15 protein-coding genes and 3 pseudogenes are annotated in these 18,713 nt (G+C 69.2%); 10 read left to right on the top strand and 8 right to left on the bottom strand.

Annotated elements, in window-relative coordinates; translation table 11 throughout:
- Nucleotides 1-260: 260 nt before the first annotated feature.
- The 6 genes and pseudogenes from BS83_RS11730 (at nt 261) to BS83_RS11705 (ending at nt 6,076) form a co-directional block, all read left to right on the top strand.
- Nucleotides 261-542 carry a hypothetical protein gene (locus BS83_RS11730; RefSeq protein WP_157597125.1) on the top strand — a complete coding sequence of 94 codons (282 nt, stop codon included), beginning with the start codon at nt 261-263 and terminating at the stop codon, nt 540-542.
- Nucleotides 543-1,017: 475 nt separating this feature from the next.
- A pseudogene (locus tag BS83_RS41685) lies at nt 1,018-1,738 on the top strand (integrase core domain-containing protein); the annotation flags it as partial.
- A gap of 319 nt (nt 1,739-2,057) precedes the next feature.
- Nucleotides 2,058-2,327 carry a DUF3761 domain-containing protein gene (locus tag BS83_RS11720; RefSeq protein WP_037603696.1) on the top strand — a complete coding sequence of 90 codons (270 nt, stop codon included), beginning with the start codon at nt 2,058-2,060 and terminating at the stop codon, nt 2,325-2,327.
- Between the two features lie 250 nt (nt 2,328-2,577).
- The gene (locus BS83_RS11715; protein WP_037600757.1) at nt 2,578-4,032 is read left to right on the top strand and encodes an NF041680 family putative transposase; all 1,455 of its coding nucleotides are present in this window, start codon (nt 2,578-2,580) and stop codon (nt 4,030-4,032) included.
- Between the two features lie 146 nt (nt 4,033-4,178).
- Nucleotides 4,179-4,508: a hypothetical protein gene (locus tag BS83_RS11710; RefSeq protein WP_037603695.1), complete on the top strand. Its 330-nt coding sequence runs from the start codon at nt 4,179-4,181 to the stop codon at nt 4,506-4,508.
- 113 nt (nt 4,509-4,621) lie between these two features.
- Nucleotides 4,622-6,076: an NF041680 family putative transposase gene (locus tag BS83_RS11705; RefSeq protein ID WP_037603694.1), complete on the top strand. Its 1,455-nt coding sequence runs from the start codon at nt 4,622-4,624 to the stop codon at nt 6,074-6,076.
- Nucleotides 6,077-6,304: 228 nt separating this feature from the next.
- On the opposite strand, the gene BS83_RS11700 is transcribed toward BS83_RS11705, so the two are convergent.
- The 4 genes and pseudogenes from BS83_RS11700 to BS83_RS11685 all read right to left on the bottom strand — a co-directional run.
- Nucleotides 6,305-7,498 carry an IS30 family transposase gene (locus BS83_RS11700; protein ID WP_157597517.1) on the bottom strand — a complete coding sequence of 398 codons (1,194 nt, stop codon included), beginning with the start codon at nt 7,496-7,498 and terminating at the stop codon, nt 6,305-6,307.
- 278 nt (nt 7,499-7,776) lie between these two features.
- The gene (locus BS83_RS11695) at nt 7,777-7,980 is read right to left on the bottom strand and encodes a cold-shock protein (RefSeq protein WP_037608705.1); all 204 of its coding nucleotides are present in this window, start codon (nt 7,978-7,980) and stop codon (nt 7,777-7,779) included.
- 157 nt (nt 7,981-8,137) lie between these two features.
- Nucleotides 8,138-8,653: a hypothetical protein gene (locus BS83_RS11690; protein ID WP_037603692.1), complete on the bottom strand. Its 516-nt coding sequence runs from the start codon at nt 8,651-8,653 to the stop codon at nt 8,138-8,140.
- Nucleotides 8,654-8,918: 265 nt separating this feature from the next.
- Nucleotides 8,919-9,227 (bottom strand): annotated as a pseudogene (locus BS83_RS11685) (IS630 family transposase); the annotation flags it as partial.
- Here BS83_RS11685 and BS83_RS43755 point away from each other — a divergent pair.
- The 4 genes and pseudogenes from BS83_RS43755 to BS83_RS11670 form a co-directional block, all read left to right on the top strand.
- Nucleotides 9,200-9,546 (top strand): annotated as a pseudogene (locus BS83_RS43755) (hypothetical protein); the annotation flags it as partial. The pseudogenes BS83_RS11685 and BS83_RS43755 sit on opposite strands and share 28 nt — an antisense overlap.
- A gap of 12 nt (nt 9,547-9,558) precedes the next feature.
- Nucleotides 9,559-9,858: a hypothetical protein gene (locus BS83_RS48555; RefSeq protein WP_332262398.1), complete on the top strand. Its 300-nt coding sequence runs from the start codon at nt 9,559-9,561 to the stop codon at nt 9,856-9,858.
- Nucleotides 9,859-10,073: 215 nt separating this feature from the next.
- Nucleotides 10,074-12,878 carry a ricin-type beta-trefoil lectin domain protein gene (locus tag BS83_RS46390; RefSeq protein ID WP_198035216.1) on the top strand — a complete coding sequence of 935 codons (2,805 nt, stop codon included), beginning with the start codon at nt 10,074-10,076 and terminating at the stop codon, nt 12,876-12,878.
- A gap of 151 nt (nt 12,879-13,029) precedes the next feature.
- Entirely contained in the window at nt 13,030-13,701 is a 672-nt protein-coding gene (locus tag BS83_RS11670; protein WP_037603689.1) for a FadR/GntR family transcriptional regulator, read from the top strand.
- Between the two features lie 74 nt (nt 13,702-13,775).
- Here the strand turns inward: BS83_RS11670 and BS83_RS11665 are convergent, their stop codons facing one another.
- The 4 genes from BS83_RS11665 to BS83_RS11650 all read right to left on the bottom strand — a co-directional run bounded on the left by BS83_RS11665 (nt 13,776) and on the right by BS83_RS11650 (nt 18,346).
- The gene (locus BS83_RS11665) at nt 13,776-14,453 is read right to left on the bottom strand and encodes a FadR/GntR family transcriptional regulator (protein ID WP_037603688.1); all 678 of its coding nucleotides are present in this window, start codon (nt 14,451-14,453) and stop codon (nt 13,776-13,778) included.
- 107 nt (nt 14,454-14,560) lie between these two features.
- The gene (locus BS83_RS11660) at nt 14,561-15,598 is read right to left on the bottom strand and encodes an ABC transporter permease (protein ID WP_037603687.1); all 1,038 of its coding nucleotides are present in this window, start codon (nt 15,596-15,598) and stop codon (nt 14,561-14,563) included.
- Nucleotides 15,582-17,228, bottom strand: a complete 1,647-nt coding sequence (locus BS83_RS11655; RefSeq protein WP_051942945.1) for a sugar ABC transporter ATP-binding protein — start codon at nt 17,226-17,228, stop codon at nt 15,582-15,584. Before BS83_RS11655 ends, BS83_RS11660 begins: the two co-directional genes overlap by 17 nt.
- 59 nt (nt 17,229-17,287) lie before the next feature.
- The gene (locus BS83_RS11650; protein ID WP_037603686.1) at nt 17,288-18,346 is read right to left on the bottom strand and encodes a sugar ABC transporter substrate-binding protein; all 1,059 of its coding nucleotides are present in this window, start codon (nt 18,344-18,346) and stop codon (nt 17,288-17,290) included.
- Between the last annotated feature and the right edge of the window lie 367 nt (nt 18,347-18,713).

The following is an 18,713-nucleotide window of genomic DNA, read 5'->3' as shown; positions in this document are numbered from 1 at the left end:
GCCGTGGCGGCGGACCTGGACGGTGCGGCCGGTGATGCCGAGCTTCGTGGCGTTCGTCCGGAGGAATCCGGCGACGGAGCGGCTTCGCGGATCGGGAGACCAGCTGCGAGGGCGTGGGTGGTGGCGGTGCGGGTGGCGATGGTGCGACGCGGGTTCCGAGTGTCTATTTTGTAGACACTTCTAGAGTGGCGCGGACGCGCCTCGCTGGCTACTCCATACACAGTTTTGCCGTCTAGGAGATAGACGCCGATCATGGGACCATGAGCGGTATGATCGAAATCGATTGGGAGAAGCGCCTCCGCCAGCGCCGCGCCACCATCGACCGAGCAGAGAAGGCCCTCGAAGAGGACATCGCCGACGCCCACGCCCTAGGCAAGCTCTCCTGGCGCAAGATCGGCGCAGCGGCCGAGGTCAACCACGAGTGGGCGCGGCAGAAGGCCGACCAGGTGAAGCAGCGCCGCGCCGCGTCCGAGCCCGTCTTTGCGTCGGACCGCATCGACGCGCCGGCCACCGCCAACCCGGGCCGTGCGCAGCTCGACTGACTTGCCCACTGGACTGCGCCTGCCGAGAATGCCATCCACGCAGCTCAGGGCCCTGGAGCCTGGTTCGGCAGGATGATCACCCGTGTTGCGGGGCTTCGCCTTCTGGCGGTGACCCATGCCTTCGCCGCGGTGCGACTGTTGCCCATGAGCGACCTTGAGAAGGACGCAGAGACGTCGCCGCCCCCGCGGTGTTCCGATGCCGGATCACCGCAAGGGGGCTCCGGAGCTGTGCCGTTTCGAGATCGTTTCGCAACGGAGGCCAGCCCCTGGGTGTCGTGCTGACCCCTAGCCGCGCCGGTCAGCGGGCTGTGCCAGGAGCGGGGGAAGGTGACTTTGGACGTACCCAGTGCGCTGTTCCCACGCGGTCCAGAGGGGCCGAGGCGAACGCGTTCAAAATCTGCGTGACTGGTTGACGCTGCACAGGGGCCGCCGTGCCTTTGACCTGGGCGGATGACTTATCGGCACTCACAGCACCGGCCGCCCTCCGACGGCGGCTGCGCTCAAGCAGTTGGTGCTGCGCTGGCACAGGAGAATCCGCGGTGGGGCCATAGGCGGATCCAGGGCGAGCTTGTCACGTTGGGGCGTTCGATCGCCCCGTCCACGGTGTGGCAGATCCTGCACGCGGCCGGCATTGCCCCGGCCCCGCGCCGCGCCGGCCCGAGCTGGCGCGAGTTCCTCACCGCCCAGGCCGAGTGGATCATCGCGGCGGACTTCTTCCACATCGACACCATCACCGGTAGGCGGCTGTACGCCCTGGCGTTCCTGGAACACGGCACCCGCAAGCTCCACATCACCGGCGTGACCGCCCACCCCACCGCACAGTGGGCAGCCCAGCAGGCCCGCAACCTCACCGCCGACCTCGGCAGCCGCGCCGAGTCGCTCCGATTCGTGCTGCGGGATCGCGACAGCAAGTACACCGATGCCTTCGATGGTGTCTTCGAGGCCGACGGCATGGACGTGGCACGATCCGCCGAGAGGCGCTCGACCACGTCCTGGTCATGAACGAGGCCCACGCCCGACGCGTCCTCGCCGAGTACCAGGAGCACTACAACGCCCACCGACCACACCGATCGCGAGACCAACGGCCACCCGAAGCCTCGAGACAGCCGCGGGACTGGCCCGTCGACGCGCCGCGCAGGCTTCTGCGCATCCGTGTCCTCGGCGGAGTCATCAACCAGTACCAGTACGTGACTTGAGCTGCGGCGATGACTTTAGGAGCGCGCCGGCGGCGGTGAGGCAGGTGAGGGTCCGTAGCGTGGACAGGCGAATCATGAGGTGATCACTCCCGAGTAGACGGGCACCCGACGGTACTGGCCGCAGCTGGGCCTACTGGCCCGCGAACCGCGCGCAAACCCGACGGAGTGAACGATCTTCACCCGTTGGAGGTCCGTCAGGCAGCAAGGGCGGCGGTGTTCGTCGCCGTGCCCCCAACCGCTGATTTTCGACGGATTGCCCGAAAGGGTCCCCTGGTAGCCGATAGGTTCTCCTCAACCCTCAAGCCACCCAGGAGACGCCTTGCTCCGTCGTACCTTCGCGGCCGTCGCCACGGCCGCAGCGATCGCCCTCGCCCCCGCTGCCGCCGCGCACGCCAGCACCGCCCTGCCGGCCACGAACACCGCGCACCGCTGCGTCGCCCACACTACCGGCCTGTGCGGCTGGAGCCACCACCAGCGGCCCGCCAACAATTACGAGACCGCCCAGTGCACCGACCGGACGCTCTCCTACAGCGCCCACTCGTCGGGCACCTGCTCCCACCACCACGGCGTCCGCTACTGGTTCAAGTAACCGACGCCATCGAGCGAGAGACCCCGGCGGGTGCCGGGGTCTTCGCCCTTCCCGGGCGCCTTCGAAGGCGGTGAGCCCGTCGCGGTGACGGGCTCGAAGGGTGTCGTCACCGAGCCCCATCTCAGCTTGAAATTTAACCTCGCAGGTCACCCGACCTGCTGGTTTGCGGTTCTTCCCGGGACAACGAGGGCGACCGTTCTCCACGCTTCGAGATGTCGAGTCATGAAGCACGAGAGAACGGCCGCCGCATATGAGTCTGCCCCTCGTTCCGTCCGCTGGTGACGCGTTGGGCCTGTTGTCCCGCTTTCGAGTTGAGTTCTACGACTGCTTGTACGCCCGTGCGGACTCGCTCTTCGAGCTCACCGACGCAGTGCTGTGCGTGGACAGTCCGGTGAAGACCCTGGTCGAGCTCAGCCTGGCGGTCGAGCACCGGCGCGGGCACGGCGCGTTGTACGCCGCGCTGGACCGGGGCTGGCTGGAGCCGACACGGCTGCGCCGCACCCTCGCGAACCTGCCGCTGCCGAGGGCGGCCGACGGGCGGATCGTGCTGGCTGTGGACGTGTCCAACTGGCTGCGGCCCGACGCCCCCACCAGCAGCGATCGGCTGTTCTGCCACTGCTACGGCCGGGGCGGCCGGGCCAGTGACCAGTTCGTGCCGGGCTGGCCCTACTCCTTCGTCGCAGCGGTGGAGCGCGGGCGGACCTCCTGGGTCGCCCTGCTGGACGCAGTGCGCCTGGGGCCTGCCGACGACGCCACCGCCGTCACTGCCACCCAACTACGCGACGTTGTCGAGCGGTTGATTGCCGCTGGCCACTGGAAGGAGACCGAAGGGGACATCTTGATCGTCATGGACGCCGGCTACGACGGCGCACGCCTGGCCCACGTGCTGGCGGATCTGCCGGTGGAGATCGTGGTGCGGCTGCGCTCGGACCGCGTCATGCTTCGCGATCCGGGCCCGCCCCGCTCCACCGCCCGCGGCGGGCGTCCGCGCCGCCACGGCGGCGTGCTCACCTTCGCCCGCCCCGAGACCTGGCACACTCCCGATGCCACCAGCCGGACCGAGACCACCCGCTACGGCAAGGCCGAGGCGCTGGCGTGGGATCACATGCACCCCCGGCTGCAGCGTCGCGGACCATGGTTGGAGTACACCGACGCCGAACTCCCCGTGCTGCACGGCACGTTGATCCGACTGCAGGTCGAGCGCCTGCCCGGTGAACGAGAGGCCAAGCCGCTGTGGCTGTGGTCCTCGGCAGCCGCCCTGACCAGCGCGGAGATGGATGTGCGGTGGCAGGCGTTCTTGCGCAGATTCGATCTTGAACACACCTTCCGCTTCCTGAAACAGACCTTGGGCTGGACCGCACCCAAGATCCGACACCCCGACGGCGCAGACCTGTGGACCTGGCTGGTCATCGTCGCCTACACCCAGCTCCGCCTGGCCCGCCCCCTCGCAGCCGACCTACGACGCCCCTGGGAGCGGCCGGCGCCGCCGAACAGGCTCACGCCAGCCCGGGTCCGACGCGGGTTCCGCCACATCCACGCGAAGACCGTCTCTCCGGCGGGTGTGCCGCAACCGACACGCCCCGGCCCGGGGCGCCCGCCGGGCTCAAAGAACCGCAGGCCAGCACCCCGCTACGACGTCGGGAAGACCGTAAAACGCGAACTCACGCTCGAGGCTCATCTCGCGAAACAAACGGCCGCCGGTTAAAGATCAAGCTCAGGACGTGGGGCTGAACCAGACAAGCCGGCGGCGCGAAAGTGCCTTGCTCCTAGCGGCCCCTACCGGAAAGATCTCGCGGCGCAGGACACAGATCGAGCCGGGAGCGACCCGGCGAACTGAATCGGGGGAAGTTCATGGCCAGGCTCTCGAAGACCCTGAAGACCAGTCTAATCGCTGCAACCAGTAGCGCGGTGCTGCTCATCGCGCCTACCTCGGCGTCGGCGTCGGACATCCAGTACGGCGGCAACTGGGCCCGGCAGTTCGACACCGCCGGCCAGGGTTGCTACGCCTGGACCAACTGGACCAGCAACACCGTCACCGCGCACATCTACCAGCAGAGCGACGTGGAAGACTGCTACATCCAGATCCGTCAGTACCCTCGCGGCGTGGCCAGCTACTCCTCTTCTGATGGGCTGACCAATTCCTCGAACCAGACCATCACCGTGCCTAAGCTTGAAATTTAACCTCGCAGGTCACCCGACCTGCTGGTTTGCGGTTCTTCCCGGGACAACGAGGGCGACCGTTCTCCACGCTTCGAGATGTCGAGTCATGAAGCACGAGAGAACGGCCGCCGCATATGAGTCTGCCCCTCGTTCCGTCCGCTGGTGACGCGTTGGGCCTGTTGTCCCGCTTTCGAGTTGAGTTCTACGACTGCTTGTACGCCCGTGCGGACTCGCTCTTCGAGCTCACCGACGCAGTGCTGTGCGTGGACAGTCCGGTGAAGACCCTGGTCGAGCTCAGCCTGGCGGTCGAGCACCGGCGCGGGCACGGCGCGTTGTACGCCGCGCTGGACCGGGGCTGGCTGGAGCCGACACGGCTGCGCCGCACCCTCGCGAACCTGCCGCTGCCGAGGGCGGCCGACGGGCGGATCGTGCTGGCTGTGGACGTGTCCAACTGGCTGCGGCCCGACACCCCCACCAGCAGCGATCGGCTGTTCTGCCACTGCTACGGCCGGGGCGGCCGGGCCAGTGACCAGTTCGTGCCGGGCTGGCCCTACTCCTTCGTCGCAGCGGTGGAGCGCGGGCGGACCTCCTGGGTCGCCCTGCTGGACGCAGTGCGCCTGGGGCCTGCCGACGACGCCACCGCCGTCACTGCCACCCAACTACGCGACGTTGTCGAGCGGTTGATTGCCGCTGGCCACTGGAAGGAGACCGAAGGGGACATCTTGATCGTCATGGACGCCGGCTACGACGGCGCACGCCTGGCCCACGTGCTGGCGGATCTGCCGGTGGAGATCGTGGTGCGGCTGCGCTCGGACCGCGTCATGCTTCGCGATCCGGGCCCGCCCCGCTCCACCGCCCGCGGCGGGCGTCCGCGCCGCCACGGCGGCGTGCTCACCTTCGCCCGCCCCGAGACCTGGCACACTCCCGATGCCACCAGCCGGACCGAGACCACCCGCTACGGCAAGGCCGAGGCGCTGGCGTGGGATCACATGCACCCCCGGCTGCAGCGTCGCGGACCATGGTTGGAGTACACCGACGCCGAACTCCCCGTGCTGCACGGCACGTTGATCCGACTGCAGGTCGAGCGCCTGCCCGGTGAACGAGAGGCCAAGCCGCTGTGGCTGTGGTCCTCGGCAGCCGCCCTGACCAGCGCGGAGATGGATGTGCGGTGGCAGGCGTTCTTGCGCAGATTCGATCTTGAACACACCTTCCGCTTCCTGAAACAGACCTTGGGCTGGACCGCACCCAAGATCCGACACCCCGACGGCGCAGACCTGTGGACCTGGCTGGTCATCGTCGCCTACACCCAGCTCCGCCTGGCCCGCCCCCTCGCAGCCGACCTACGACGCCCCTGGGAGCGGCCGGCGCCGCCGAACAGGCTCACGCCAGCCCGGGTCCGACGCGGGTTCCGCCACATCCACGCGAAGACCGTCTCTCCGGCGGGTGTGCCGCAACCGACACGCCCCGGCCCGGGGCGCCCGCCGGGCTCAAAGAACCGCAGGCCAGCACCCCGCTACGACGTCGGGAAGACCGTAAAACGCGAACTCACGCTCGAGGCTCATCTCGCGAAACAAACGGCCGCCGGTTAAAGATCAAGCTAAGAACTCGGTCGGGTACTACTACTACGGACCGTCGTCGGCCGGCTACCTGTGTGTTGACGTGTGGGCTGAGAGCGGCAACCCCCGGTCGACATACCGAGCCACCGTGGTCTACGGCACCGGCTGCTAGCGAGGGTCTCCCGCAGCAGAGATTCCCGACGACAAGGCCCCCGACGCCCAGCCCGGCGGATTCTTGGGGTCCTCGCAACACCTGACGGTCTACGTGGTCGTCAGTAGATCACGCAGGCGCTCGGCTGGGGTTTTCCAGTCGAGCGTTTTGCGTGGCCGGCCGTTGAGTTGCTGGGCGACGTGTTCGAGGTCTTCGGCGCTGTGCACGGACAGGTCGGTGCCTTTCGGGAAGTACTGCCGCAGCAGGCCGTTTGTGTTCTCGTTCGATCCGCGCTGCCAAGGCGAGTGTGGGTCACAGAAGTAGACCGGCACTCCGGTGGCCACGGTGAACTGCTTGTGCGCGGCCATCTCGCAGCCCTGGTCCCAGGTAAGCGAGCCGCGCAGGTGCCCGGGCAGGGCCTGGATCAAGGGCACCAGCACATCGCGGACCTCCCCGGCGGTGTGCCCGCCGGGCAGATGCCCCAACATGACGTAGCGGGTGGAGCGCTCGACCAAAGTGACGATCGCGCTCTCACTGCGGGGACCGACGATCAGATCGCCTTCCCAGTGGCCGGGAACCGCCCGGTCGGCGACCTCGGCAGGACGCTCGGAGATCATCACCATCTCGTCGACGAACCTGGACGTGCGCTGGTCCGGGCTGCGGTGCGGCTTGCGGCGGGTGCGCCCGGTGCGCAACGCGGCCGCGACTTCGCGGCGCAGTCTGCCACGGGCCTGGACGTAGATCGCCTGGTAGATCGTCTCCGGACTCACGCGCATGCCCTCGTCGTCGGGGAACTCGATGACCAGAGCGTGGCAGATCTGCTCGGGCGACCACCGTTCCTGCAGCTTGTCCGCGACGAACCGGCGCAGTGGGCCGTCCAGGGCGAGCTTGGAGCCCTTGGGGCGTGACCTGCTCCCGGCCCATGCCCGCTGGGCCCGGTGCGGCCGGTAGACGCCGTCGACCGACCTGGTGTCGACCTCCCGCTTGATCGTGGAGGCCGGTCGACCCAGTGCCCGCCCGATCGCGCGCAGCGACCGGCCTTCACGGTGCAGATCGGCAATCAGCTCCCGCTCGGTCACCGTGAGGAACCTGGGGTGCAGCGCGGCCTCGACCGCAGCAGCAGACGGCTGCGACGAGGCGGCAACAATGGTGGTCACACCGGTCTTGTAGTCGATCCGGCGCCCGTCAGGATGCAAGCGCGAGTGACCGATCTGCCGGATGCCACGGTCCCAGTCGTCAGCAGTGCGCTCATGGACGCCAGCCTGCGCGGCGGCCTCACGGCGCCGGACTCCGGCCGCACGCAGCCGCTCGTACTCCGCCCGACCCGGATGCCCACTCGTGCCTGTCTTCCCGCGGCCACGGACGCCGGCCTTCCGCGCCCAGGCAGCCGCCGTAAAGCGATTCACCCCAACCGCCCGAGCAGCCCCCGCAACGCTGCCGTTCTCCCGGTCCAACGCCTCGAAGAACCGCGCCCTCAAGTCCTCAAAATCCACGATCCCCGCAACTCCCTGAACTTCAGAGTGTTGCGGGGATCGTTAGAACCCGCCCTGATGGGCAGCCGGGGCGTTCTGCGTTGCTGTGGTCAGCCGCGGACGATGTGCGCGGCCTGGGGGCCCTTCTGGCCCTGCTCGACATCGAACGTCACGGTCTCGCCCTCGACGAGCTCGCGGTAGCCGTTGCCGGTGATCGCGGAGTAGTGGGCGAAGACGTCCGGGCCGCCACCAGCCTGCTCGATGAAGCCGAAGCCCTTCTCGGAGTTGAACCACTTCACGGTGCCGGTAGCCATGCTCTTCCCGTTCCGGGACGCGGGGTGCTGTCTGATCAGTACCCCTGTGTGTTGATCGCCCCGGTCCTTGGACTGCTGGTGAAGCGACTTCGGAACCGCGCGTTCGAGCAGCACGGTACCCGGCGCGGCGATCACGGAAACGGCGGGGCCTGTCTACCTACTCCGCCGCGGCGAGGTATCGCTTGGTCTCGGCGAGCAGCGGGGCCGCGGATTGGATGCTGGCGACTGCCGCTGAGACCTCGGACGGCTTGTTGTCGCTGAACCCGCCGTTGCAGTTCCACCAGCCCGTGTGGAGCGCGGCAAGGGCGGCGCTCCACGTCTTCTGTGCCGCCGCGTTCGGGATCGGCGGGGCACTCTGGGCGTTCTGCCAGTCCGTGTCGAGAGCCAGGCAGTCCGTGGGGAGGCTGCTGCTGTCGTGCTGGTCGGTGGACACGCTGCTGATGTCTGCCTGCAGTGTGCCGATCAGGTCTCCGTTCACCTTGGACCAGGCGGTCGAGGACATGGCCGTGCTGCTGGCGGCTGCGGTCGGTGTCGCGGGCAGAGCCATTGCCGACTCGATGCTGCCGACGGTGATGGTCTTTTCCGGCTGGGGGCTGCTGGACGAGGTGGTGGCGCAGCCGGCGAGGACGGCGGCGAGCGCGACGGTCGTGGCTGCGGCGAGGGGGCGGTTCATGAGGGGTCACACTGCCAGACCCCGCCAGCGGAGCGCGCAGCGGGTGACCGGAAGGTGACCCGGCGTTTGAGCGCCCCTCAGAGGATGACGCAGACCAGCAGCACCAGGCCGAGGGAGCGAGAACGATCAGGGAGGCTGTGTCCTGCCCGCACGCCTGCTCGCCGAGGTCGGTGCACTCGGACTGGACATCGTGCTCGACCTCTATCCGCCCGATTCAGCCGCGACCGTCGTTTGTCCGTGAAGACGGGACGGCCGTCTCGGCCGGTCAGGCGAGGGTGAGCCCGGTTCCGGAGAGGCAGCCGTCAACGAGGTCCGGGCGGTACTGGATCTTCTTGAGCCGGCGCTTCACGGCCTGGGTGATCTGGCTGAGGTCGGCTGCGGCGAGGTTGCCGATGTCGATGAACTCCCGCATGCCAGCCGTCAGGTGGAGTCGGACGTAGTCCCAGACCAGCACGATCGGGCCGCCGAGCTGGATGCGGGCGCGGACGATCAGGTCGCGGAAGTCGCGCCAGCCGAAGCCCTTCGGTTTGTCCTTGCGGCCGCGGTATTCGCGGATCGCGTAGATCAGCCGGGACCCGGGGGACACTGCTGGCGTGGCATCGCAGGCTGATCGCGAAGCGGTGGGACTACTCCCATCGACGCCGACGCCGACGCCGATGCACCGGCCGCCCTCCGACGGCGGCTGCGCTCAAGCAGTTGGTGCTGCGCTGGCACAGGAGAATCCGCGGTGGGGCCATAGGCGGATCCAGGGCGAGCTGGTCACGTTGGGGCGTTCGATCGCCCCGTCCACGGTGTGGCAGATCCTGCACGCGGCCGGCATCGACCCGGCCCCGCGCCGCGCCGGCCCGAGCTGGCGCGAGTTCCTCGCCTCCCAGGCCGAGGGGCCCATCGCGCCCGTCTCCGTCGTGGGCGTCGACGGCGGTCCGGTCGTCCACCGCGCCGTCGTGGCCCTGCCCGAGCCGGCCGATGCCTTCGTTGCCGTCCCCGGGAGTGGCCGCACCCTGGTCTGGGTCAACGGCTTCCTCCTCGGCCGCCTGCGCACCGAGCGGGGCCCCCAGATCACCCTCTACGCCCCCGCGCCGCTGTGGCGCGCGGGCACCAACGAGGTCCTGGTCCTGGATCTCACCGGGACCGCCGAGCCGCTCACCGTGGAACTGCGGGCGGGCCCCGACCTCGGCCCGACCGCCGCAGCATCTCAGTCCTGACTGACGGTCAATACATCGGATGTTATTGGCTCTAGGCGATGCCTCTTCCTGCGATTTTCCTGCTGCGAGCATCTTGACGCGAGAAGGACATCGGACGTTAGCATTTCGCGCGATCACCACCGCCCCCGACTGCTTCAGGCTTGACGGGAATCTGCGTCACCGCGGGCGGCTCTCGTGTCACAGAACGAGGCACCTTCTCAGGAGAGGACCCGCTCATGCGGAGAAGAACGATCAGGAGGGCGCTTGTCGCCCTCGCACTGTGCGTGCCGATCGGAGCCTGGTCGCCAGGGACGGCCTCTGCCGCGTCGACCTCCACCGCCTGGACCAACGGAAGCTTCTCGGTCGACGCCGCCAACCTTGTCCGTGAGGCCGACATCGTGCTCGGCGCTCCGAACACGGCGGCGACCCAGTCGATGCCGCTCGGGAACGGCACCCTGGGCGCGGCGGTGTGGGCCGCGAACGGTTTCACCGCCCAGCTCAACCGGGCCGATACCTTCCCGGGGCGGAAGTCGCCGGGCTGGTTGCAGATACCGGGTCTGTCGCAGATCACCAGCGCCTCGGACTTCACCGGCGCCGTGGACCCGTACGACGGCGTGCTGCGCGAGTCCGGCGGCGGGATGACGGCCACCGTCTACGTCCGTGCCGACAAGGATGAGCTGGTCGTGGACGTCACGGGGGCCAACCCGAACACCGCCCAGAGCGCGACCGTCAACCTCTGGTCGGGCCGTACCCCGACCGCCGCCGCCTCGGGGAGCGTTGCCACGCTCGCCGAGACCTGGGCTGACAACAACGCCACCACCGGCTCAGGCAAGACCTTCGGCTCCCTCGCGGCGCTCACGGCGGGCGGACGCAACGTCAGCGCGTCCGTGGTCGACTCCCGGACGGTCAAGGTGAGCTTCACCCCGAACGCGGACGGCAGCTTCCGCGTGATCGTCGGCAGCCCGCACTGGGCCGGAGGTGACCCGGCCGCCACGGCGTCGGCCCTGCTCGGCAGCGACGCGTCCGCCACCTCAGCCTCGCTGGAGGCCGGCCACCTGGCCTGGTGGCACACCTTCTGGGCCAACCTGGGCCTGGTGAAGCTCTCCTCCGCCGACGGCACCGCCAACTACATGGAGAAGCTGCGCACCCTCTACTACTTCACCACCGCCGAGGAGTCCCGCGGAACCCTCCCGGGCTCGCAGGCGGGTGTCGGCGACCTGTTCAACTTCTCGCAGGACACCCAGAACTGGTACCCGGCCGCCTACTGGTTCTGGAACCTGCGCGGCCAGGTGGCCGCGAACATCGGCGCCGGAGCCTCCGCTCTCAACACTCCGGTGTTCAACCTCTACACCTCCAACCTCGCCAACATCCAGGCCTGGACCAAGACCTACATGGGCAGCAGCCTCCCCGGCATCTGCGTGCCGGAGACGATGCGCTTCAACGGCAACGGCTTCCAGGACGACAGCAGCCCCTTCAGCGACGCCTCCTGCGACCAGGCCCTGAGCACCTGGAACGGCCGGACGGTCTCCTCGGGCGCGGAGATCGCCCTGTGGGCCTGGCAGACCTACCTCACCACGAACGACCGGAACTTCCTGACCGCGAACTACCCGCTGATGCAGCAGGCGAGCGAGTTCCTGCTCGCGTACACCACCGTCGGAGCCGACGGAAAGCGCCACGCGGTGGCCAACGCCCACGAGAACCAGTGGAACGTCCTGGACCCGGTCAACATGATCGACGCGATGAAGGCGCTGTTCCCCGCCACCATCGCCGCCGCCCAGACCCTCAACACCGACGCGTCGCTCGTCTCCCAGCTGCAGACGGCGATCGGGCAGATCCCCGACTACCCGCGCACCGACGCCGCCACCCACCAGAAGAACCTGACCGCCTCCGCCGACGCCTCCGGCACCGACGTGTTGGGCCAGTCCTCGCAGCCCACCGCCGCCGTCAACAACTCCGAGAACGACGACCTCGAAGCGGTCTGGCCCTACGGCCTGGTCGGCGACAACTCGTCGCTCACCTCCCTCGCCCAGCGCACCTACAACAGCCGGGTCAACGTCCACGCCAACGACTGGAGCTTCGACGCCGTCGACGCCGCCCGCCTGGGGCTCGGCTCGTCGGTCGCCGCCGACCTGACCGCGCTGACCCAGACGTACCAGACCTACCCCACCGGCATGGCCAACCTCTGGGGCCAGTCCGGAGGCACTGAGCCCTACATCGAGCAGGCGGCCGACGTCGCGCTCGCCGTCAACGAATCCCTCGTCCAGGACTACGACGGTCTGCTGCGGATCGCCCCCGCCCTGCCCCCGGGCTGGGACGCGGACGGCACCCAGTACATCCAGGGCGGCAGCACCGTCTCGGTCCAGGTCCACGGTGGTGTGATCGGCACCGTCGGCATCCACGCGGGTTCCAACGGCACCATCACGATGCGCAACCCCTGGCCGGGGCAGAGCGTCGAGGTCGTCGACGGCACCGACGAGTCCACCGTCGTGGTCGCCCCGACGACCGCCTCCCAGTTCTCGGTTCCGACCACGGCCGGCAACTCCTACCTCGTCCAGCCGGTCGCCGCACCAGTGTCCGGCATGACCTTCGCCCAGCTCACCGGGACCCCGGCGACGACCGTCAGCCACCTCGGCAAGGTCCGGATCGGCATTGACAAGACCGGGCCCACCGGCCCGATCACCGGCATCAACGGCCTGTGCGTCGACGACTCCGGCGCCAGTACCACCAACGGCAACCCGATCGTGGTCTGGGGCTGCTCCGGCGCCGCCAACCAGCAGTGGACCGTAGGCACCGACGGGACCCTGCGCACGCTGGGCAAGTGCACGGACATCACCGGCGGCGGGAAGGCCAACGGCACCAAGATCGAGCTGTGGGACTGCAACGGGGGCGCCAACCAGGTCTGGCAGGCCCAGGCCGACGGGACGCTGAAGAACCCGCAGTCCGGCCGGTGCCTGGACGACTCCGGTAACGGCCCGGCCGGCACCCAGCTGATCATCTGGGACTGCACGGCCGCCGCCAACCAGCAGTGGCAGCTGCCCTGACCGTCCGACCGGACCGGCGCGGCCGGTGCACCCCTCCGGGTGCACCGGCCGCGCCGACGCGCGAACGGGCATGGACCGCGGCACGCTCGTCACCCGCCGAACGCGGGGGCATACTTGCTGATCGAACAGTGGAGTATGGAGAGGCGTTGACGTGGCCGTCACGGACGAAGCCATCGAGAAGATCAAGACGATGATCCTCTCCGGCCAGCTCAAGCCCGGCGACCGGCTGCCCAAGGAGCCCGACCTGGCGGCCGAGCTCGGGCTGTCACGCAACTCGCTGCGCGAGGCGGTGAAGGCGCTGTCGCTGCTGAACGTGCTGGACGTGCGGCAGGGCGACGGCACCTATGTGAGCAGTCTGGAACCCCCGCTGCTGCTGGAGGCGCTCACGTTCATCCTGGACCTGCACCAGGACGGGTCCGTGCTGGAGCTCTTCCAGGTGCGCGCCGTACTGGAGTCCGCCGCGGCGGGGCTCGCGGCCCAGCGCGTGACGGACGCCGAGGTAGTGGGAATGAGAGAGCTCCTCGACAGCTTGGGGGAGACCCCGAGCGTGGAGGAGCTGATCGCCAATGATCTGGAGTTCCACCGGCGGATCGCGCAGGCCTCAGGCAATGCCTTGCTGGGATCGTTCATCGAGTCACTCGCGAACAGGACGGCCCGCGCGCGCGTCTGGCGCGGTCTGACGCAGCAGACGGCTGTGGAGCACACTCTGGCGGAACACCGGGCGATCCTCGACGCGCTGGCCGCGCACGAGGTGGAGACCGCCAAGGCACGCGTGACCGCGCACATCGCCGGCGTCGCGGAGTGGCTTCGGCAAGCGCTCTGAGAGCCGGGGCACGGGAGAGAGCGGGGCTCTCGGCCCCGGTACCGGACTCCCGGCCCGCCCGCCGCACGGGCCGCTCAGCCGGCGAGGCTGTCGGCGAGCCACCGTTCGACGGCGGCGACGTGCACCGCGGTCGCGGAGGCGGCCAGCTGCGCGTCACGTGCGGCCAGGGCCGCGAGGATGGCCTCGTGTTCGCGGTGGACGTCCTCGATCGCGCGACCCACGCGTGCGCCCCGCAGCAGCCGCACGCGCTGCGTCTGTGTGGACAGGACCTCCAGCAGCATGGACAGCACCGGGTTGCCGACCAGGGCTGCGATGGTCAGGTGGAACTCGACGTCGCAGCGGATGAACTCCTCGACGTCGGAGGCCGCGCGACTTCTGGCGAGGATGCCCGCCAACAGTTCGACGTCCGTGTCGGCGATGCGCGTGGCGGCGAGCGCCGCGGCCTGGGGTTCGAGCAGCCGGCGGACCTGGAGCAGCTGGAGTGCCCCCTGGCCCTGGGAGACGTCGGAGAGGAACGACAGGTTCTCCAGGAGCAGGTGGGGTTCCAGGCTGGAGACGTAGGTTCCGTCGCCCTGCTTGGTGACCAGGATCTGCATCGCGGTGAGCGCGCGTACCGCCTCGCGCAGCGAGCTGCGTGACAGGCCGAGCTGCTGGGCGAGGTCTTCCTCCCGGGGCAGGCGGGAGCCCGGCGGGAACTCGCCCGCAATGATCATCTCCTTGATCTTCTCGATCGCGTCGTCGGTCAGTGCCATGGCTTGTCGCTCCTGAGGGCGGGGAGGGGAACCGCAGATCCCCGGACGCGGCGCGTCTCGGGGATCTGCGGCTTGCATCGGGCGTGTGGCGAGGCCGGACGCGGCTGCTACTCCTGCTTCTCACCGGAGGCGTAGCGGGAGATGATCAGCGCGAGGATGATGATCGCGCCGTTGAGGAACCCGTTCCACAGCGGCGGCACCCCGGCCAGCGTCATCACGTTGACGACCAGTTGGAGCGTCAGCACCCCGGTGAGCGCGCCGAAGAGGGTGCCCTTGCCGCCGTTGAGGCTGACGCCGCCGATGACCGTCGCGGCGAAGACCTGGAAGATCCAACCGCTGCCCTGGTCGGCGGAGACCGAGCCGTAGTGGCCGGTGTACAGGACGCCGGCGAAGGCGGCGAGCACGCTGCCGATGATCAGCACGGTCCAGGTGATCCGGTCGACGCGGATACCGGCGGTGCGGGCGGCCTCCGGGTTGCCGCCGATCGCGTAGAGCGCGCGGCCGTGGCGCAGCCACGCGAGGGCTGCCCCGCCGACGGCGAAGAGGATGAGGCAGATCCAGACGGCTGCGGGGGCGCCGAGCCAGGAGGTCTCGCCGAGGTAGAGGAAGGAGTTCGGGACCTCGACGATGGACTGGCCCTGGGAGATGGCGACCTGGAGGCCGCGGAGCATGGTCAGTGCGCCGAGCGTGACGATGAACCCGTTCAGTCGCAGCTTCAGGATCAGGAAGCCGTTGACCGCGCCGATCAGTGCGCCGACGAGCAGGCAGACCGGGATCGCCGTCCAGGTCGGCAGTGCGCCGAGACCCTGGAAGCGGCCGCCGTGGGAGGGCAGCACCAGCCACATGGCAATGACCGGCGCGACGCCGATGGTGGACTCCAGGGAGAGGTCCATCTTGCCGACGACGAGGATCAGCGCCTCGCCGAGCACCAGCAGGCTCAGCTCGGTGGACTGCTGGGCGACGCCGAGCAGGTTGGCCGAGGTGAGGAAGGCGGGGGAGACGATGAAGCCGATCAGCGCGAGCACCAGCAGCACCGGGACCAGGGACAGGTCGCGGTAGCGGGCCAGGTTCAGGGTGCGGCTCGGCCCGGAGGCGGGGGCGGCGGCCGCTTCGCTCGTGGGGCTGGGTTCAGTGATGGCCGCCATGGCGGGGTCCCTTCGTGTCGTGCTCGGTCTCGGTCGGGTCAGCGGGCCCTGGCTCGGTCGGGGTGTCGCTGTCCACCGCAACGCCCTCCATGGCGGCGACGAGTTGCTCGTCGGTCCACCCGGCCGGGTACTCGGCGGCGATGCGGCCGTGGAACATCGCGATCACGCGGTCGCAGGCGCGCAGGTCGTCCAGCTCGTCGGAGACGATCAGGGCGGCGCGGCCCTGTTCGGCATGCCGCCGGAAGCGGCCGAGCAGGAACTCCTTGGACTTGATGTCCACGCCGTTGGTGGGCCGGATCGCGACGACCAGTTCGGGCTCGGTGGCCAGGGCACGGGCGACGACCACCTTCTGCTGGTTGCCGCCGGACAGGGCGGAGACCGGCGTTGCGGCGTCCGGGGTCTTGATGTCCAGGTCCTCGATCATTCGGCGGGCGAAGTCGCGGGTCCGGGACGGCAGGACGGTGCCGTAGGGGCCGAGCTGGTCCGTCACCGTGAGGGTGGCGTTCTCGGCGACGCTGCGTTCGGGCACCAGGCCCTGGAGGTGCCGGTCCTCGGGGACGAAGCCGATGCCGGCTGCCAGCGCCGCCGGGATGTCGCCGAGGCGCACATCGCGGCCGGCGACCGTCACCGCACCGCTTCGGGGATGGTGCAGGCCGGCGACTGTCTCGCCGACCTGAACGTTGCCGCTGGTCGTGGCCCCGGCCAGGCCCACGACCTCTCCGGCCGCCACGGTCAGGGACAGGTCTGTGTAGACGCCCGGCAGGGTCAGCCCCCGCACGTCCAGCACGGGCCGAGCGCCGCGGCCACCGACCGTGAGGGTTCGGCTCCCCTGCGTGGAGGTGGTGACCTGGTCCGGTGCGCCGCTCTCACCGGTCATCGCCTCGACGAGTTCGTCGTGACCGAGACCGGCGACCGGTGCGGTGAGGATGTGCCGCGCGTCGCGGTAGACGGTGACGCGTGTGCAGAGTTCGTAGATCTCCTGGAGGTGGTGCGAGATGTAGAGGAAGGCGACGCCCTGCTCCTGCAGTGCGCGGAGCTTGGTGAAGAGGCGTTCGATGCCGCGGGCGTCGAGCTTGGCGGTCGGCTCGTCGAGGATGATGAACCGTGCGCCGAAGGAGAGGGCGCGGGCGATCTCGACGAACTGCCGCTGCTCCACCGTCAGGTCCGCGATCCGGGCGGTCGGGGAGACGTCGACGCCGTACTCGGCGAGCAGCGCCTCGGCGCGGGCGCGGAGCGCCTTCCAGCGGATCGGGCGCAGGCCGCCGTCGCTCTGACGGTTCAAGAAGAGGTTCTCCGCCACCGTCAGTCCGCCGACCACGGTGGAGCGCTGGTACACGCAGGCCACCCGGGCGCGCCAGGCGTCGGTGTCGCCGAACGCCGGGGCGGGCTCTCCGGAGAAGGAGAGAGTGCCGGTGTCGGGCTGCTGGATGCCGGTGAGGATGGAGACGAGCGTCGACTTTCCCGCCCCGTTGCGCCCTACGAGGGCGTGTGACTCCCCGGGGTCGATCGCGATCTTCGCGTCGCGCAGCGCCACCGTCGCGCCGAAGCGCTTGGTGACGCCGGCCGCCTCGACCACCGGGACCGTGGTGGCGACGGCCTGTGCGGCAGGGGCCTGCGCCGTGTCCGCCATGGGGTGCCGTCCTTTCTGTGCGGTGAATGCAGTGAGTGCCTGGGGGATCGGGGGCGGCGTCAGCTGGAGACGTTGTTGCCCCACAGGCTCTTGTCGTCGACGTTTGCCTTGGTCACCAGCGGTGCGGGCAGCTGGTCCTCCAGGCCGTTCGGCAGCTGGATGATGGTGGAGTTGTGGTCGGTCGGGCCGGGCTGGAAGGTCTTGCCCTCGGCGGCGGCCTCGGCGTAGAAGAGCGCGTACTTGGCGTACAGGTCGGCGGGCTGCGAGACGGTGGCGTCGATCTCGCCCTTGCGGATCGCGTCGAACTCCTGCGGGATGCCGTCGTTGGAGATGATCGAGATGTGTCCGGGCGTGCCCGCCGGCTTGAGCAGGCCCTTCTGCTGCAGCAGCGCCAGGGTCGGCTGCAGGAAGACGCCGCCCGCCTGCATGTAGATGCCGTTCAGGTCCGGGTTCTGCGCCAGCAGGGTCTGCAGCTTGCTGGACGCGACCGCGCCGTCCCAGTTGGTGGTGAGCGGGAAGACCTGGATGTTCGGGAAGTTGGTCTTCATGCAGTCGGCGAAGGCCTGCGAGCGGTCGCGGCCGTTGACGGAGGTCAGGTCGCCCTCGAACTCGGCCACCTTGCCCTTGCCGTGCAGCTGCTGGCCGAGGAACTGGCAGGCCTTGGTGCCGTAGGCGCGGTTGTCGGCACGGACGACCATGTAGACCTTGCCCTTGTCCGGGCGGGTGTCGACGCTGACGACGGGGATGTTCTTGGCGGCCAGCTGGTCCAGGGTCGAGGCGATCGCGCCGGTGTCCTGAGGGGCCATCACGATGGCCTTGGCACCGGTGTTCTCGAAGACGTGCACGTTGGCGACGAGCTTGGTGATGTCGTTCTGCGAGGAGCTGATCGGCAGCGTGTTCAGGCTCTGGCTGGTGATGTCGCCCCGTAGGTACTGGGCGTAGGAGTTCCAGAAGTCGGAGTCGGCGCGGGGGAGATCGATGCCGATCGCCGGCTTTCCGGCCGCGGCGGACGAGCCGGCCCCGGTGACGGTGCTGCCGCGGTTGCAGGCGGTGGCCAGACCGCCGACCAGCAGCGTCACGGCAACTGCTGCGGCGGTGCGGGAGGTACGCAGGTTCACTGGGAATCACTCCAGGGGAGAAGGATGCTGGGCGACGGCTCCTGTGACTGCGTGCTCCTGCCGTCAGGTTGAGCAGGCGCGTGGGAGGCGCACAGTGCGGAGCGCTCGGCCGAAATCATCGGGTGGCTGTCCGATGGCGAGGACGTTACGGCTGCGTTGCCTGGCCTGACAAGACCTACATCCGATGTCTTCGGCGATCGTCGCCGGATCGACACCGGAGAGAATCCATGCCGTCAGCACCCCTATGGTTTTGACCTGGTGCTTTGCCAAATGGGCCGCGGGGCGGCGGACAACAAACCTCTGAGGTCTACTTGCCTGGGCGTGCGGGCACGCCTAGGGTCACGTTCACCGACGTCATACATCCGAT

Origin of the sequence: Streptacidiphilus rugosus AM-16, from assembly GCF_000744655.1 — a bacterium.
Lineage (GTDB): Bacteria > Actinomycetota > Actinomycetes > Streptomycetales > Streptomycetaceae > Streptacidiphilus > Streptacidiphilus rugosus.
The sequence above is the reverse complement of the archived record's forward strand: the minus strand, read 5'-3'. Positions and strand labels throughout refer to the sequence as shown.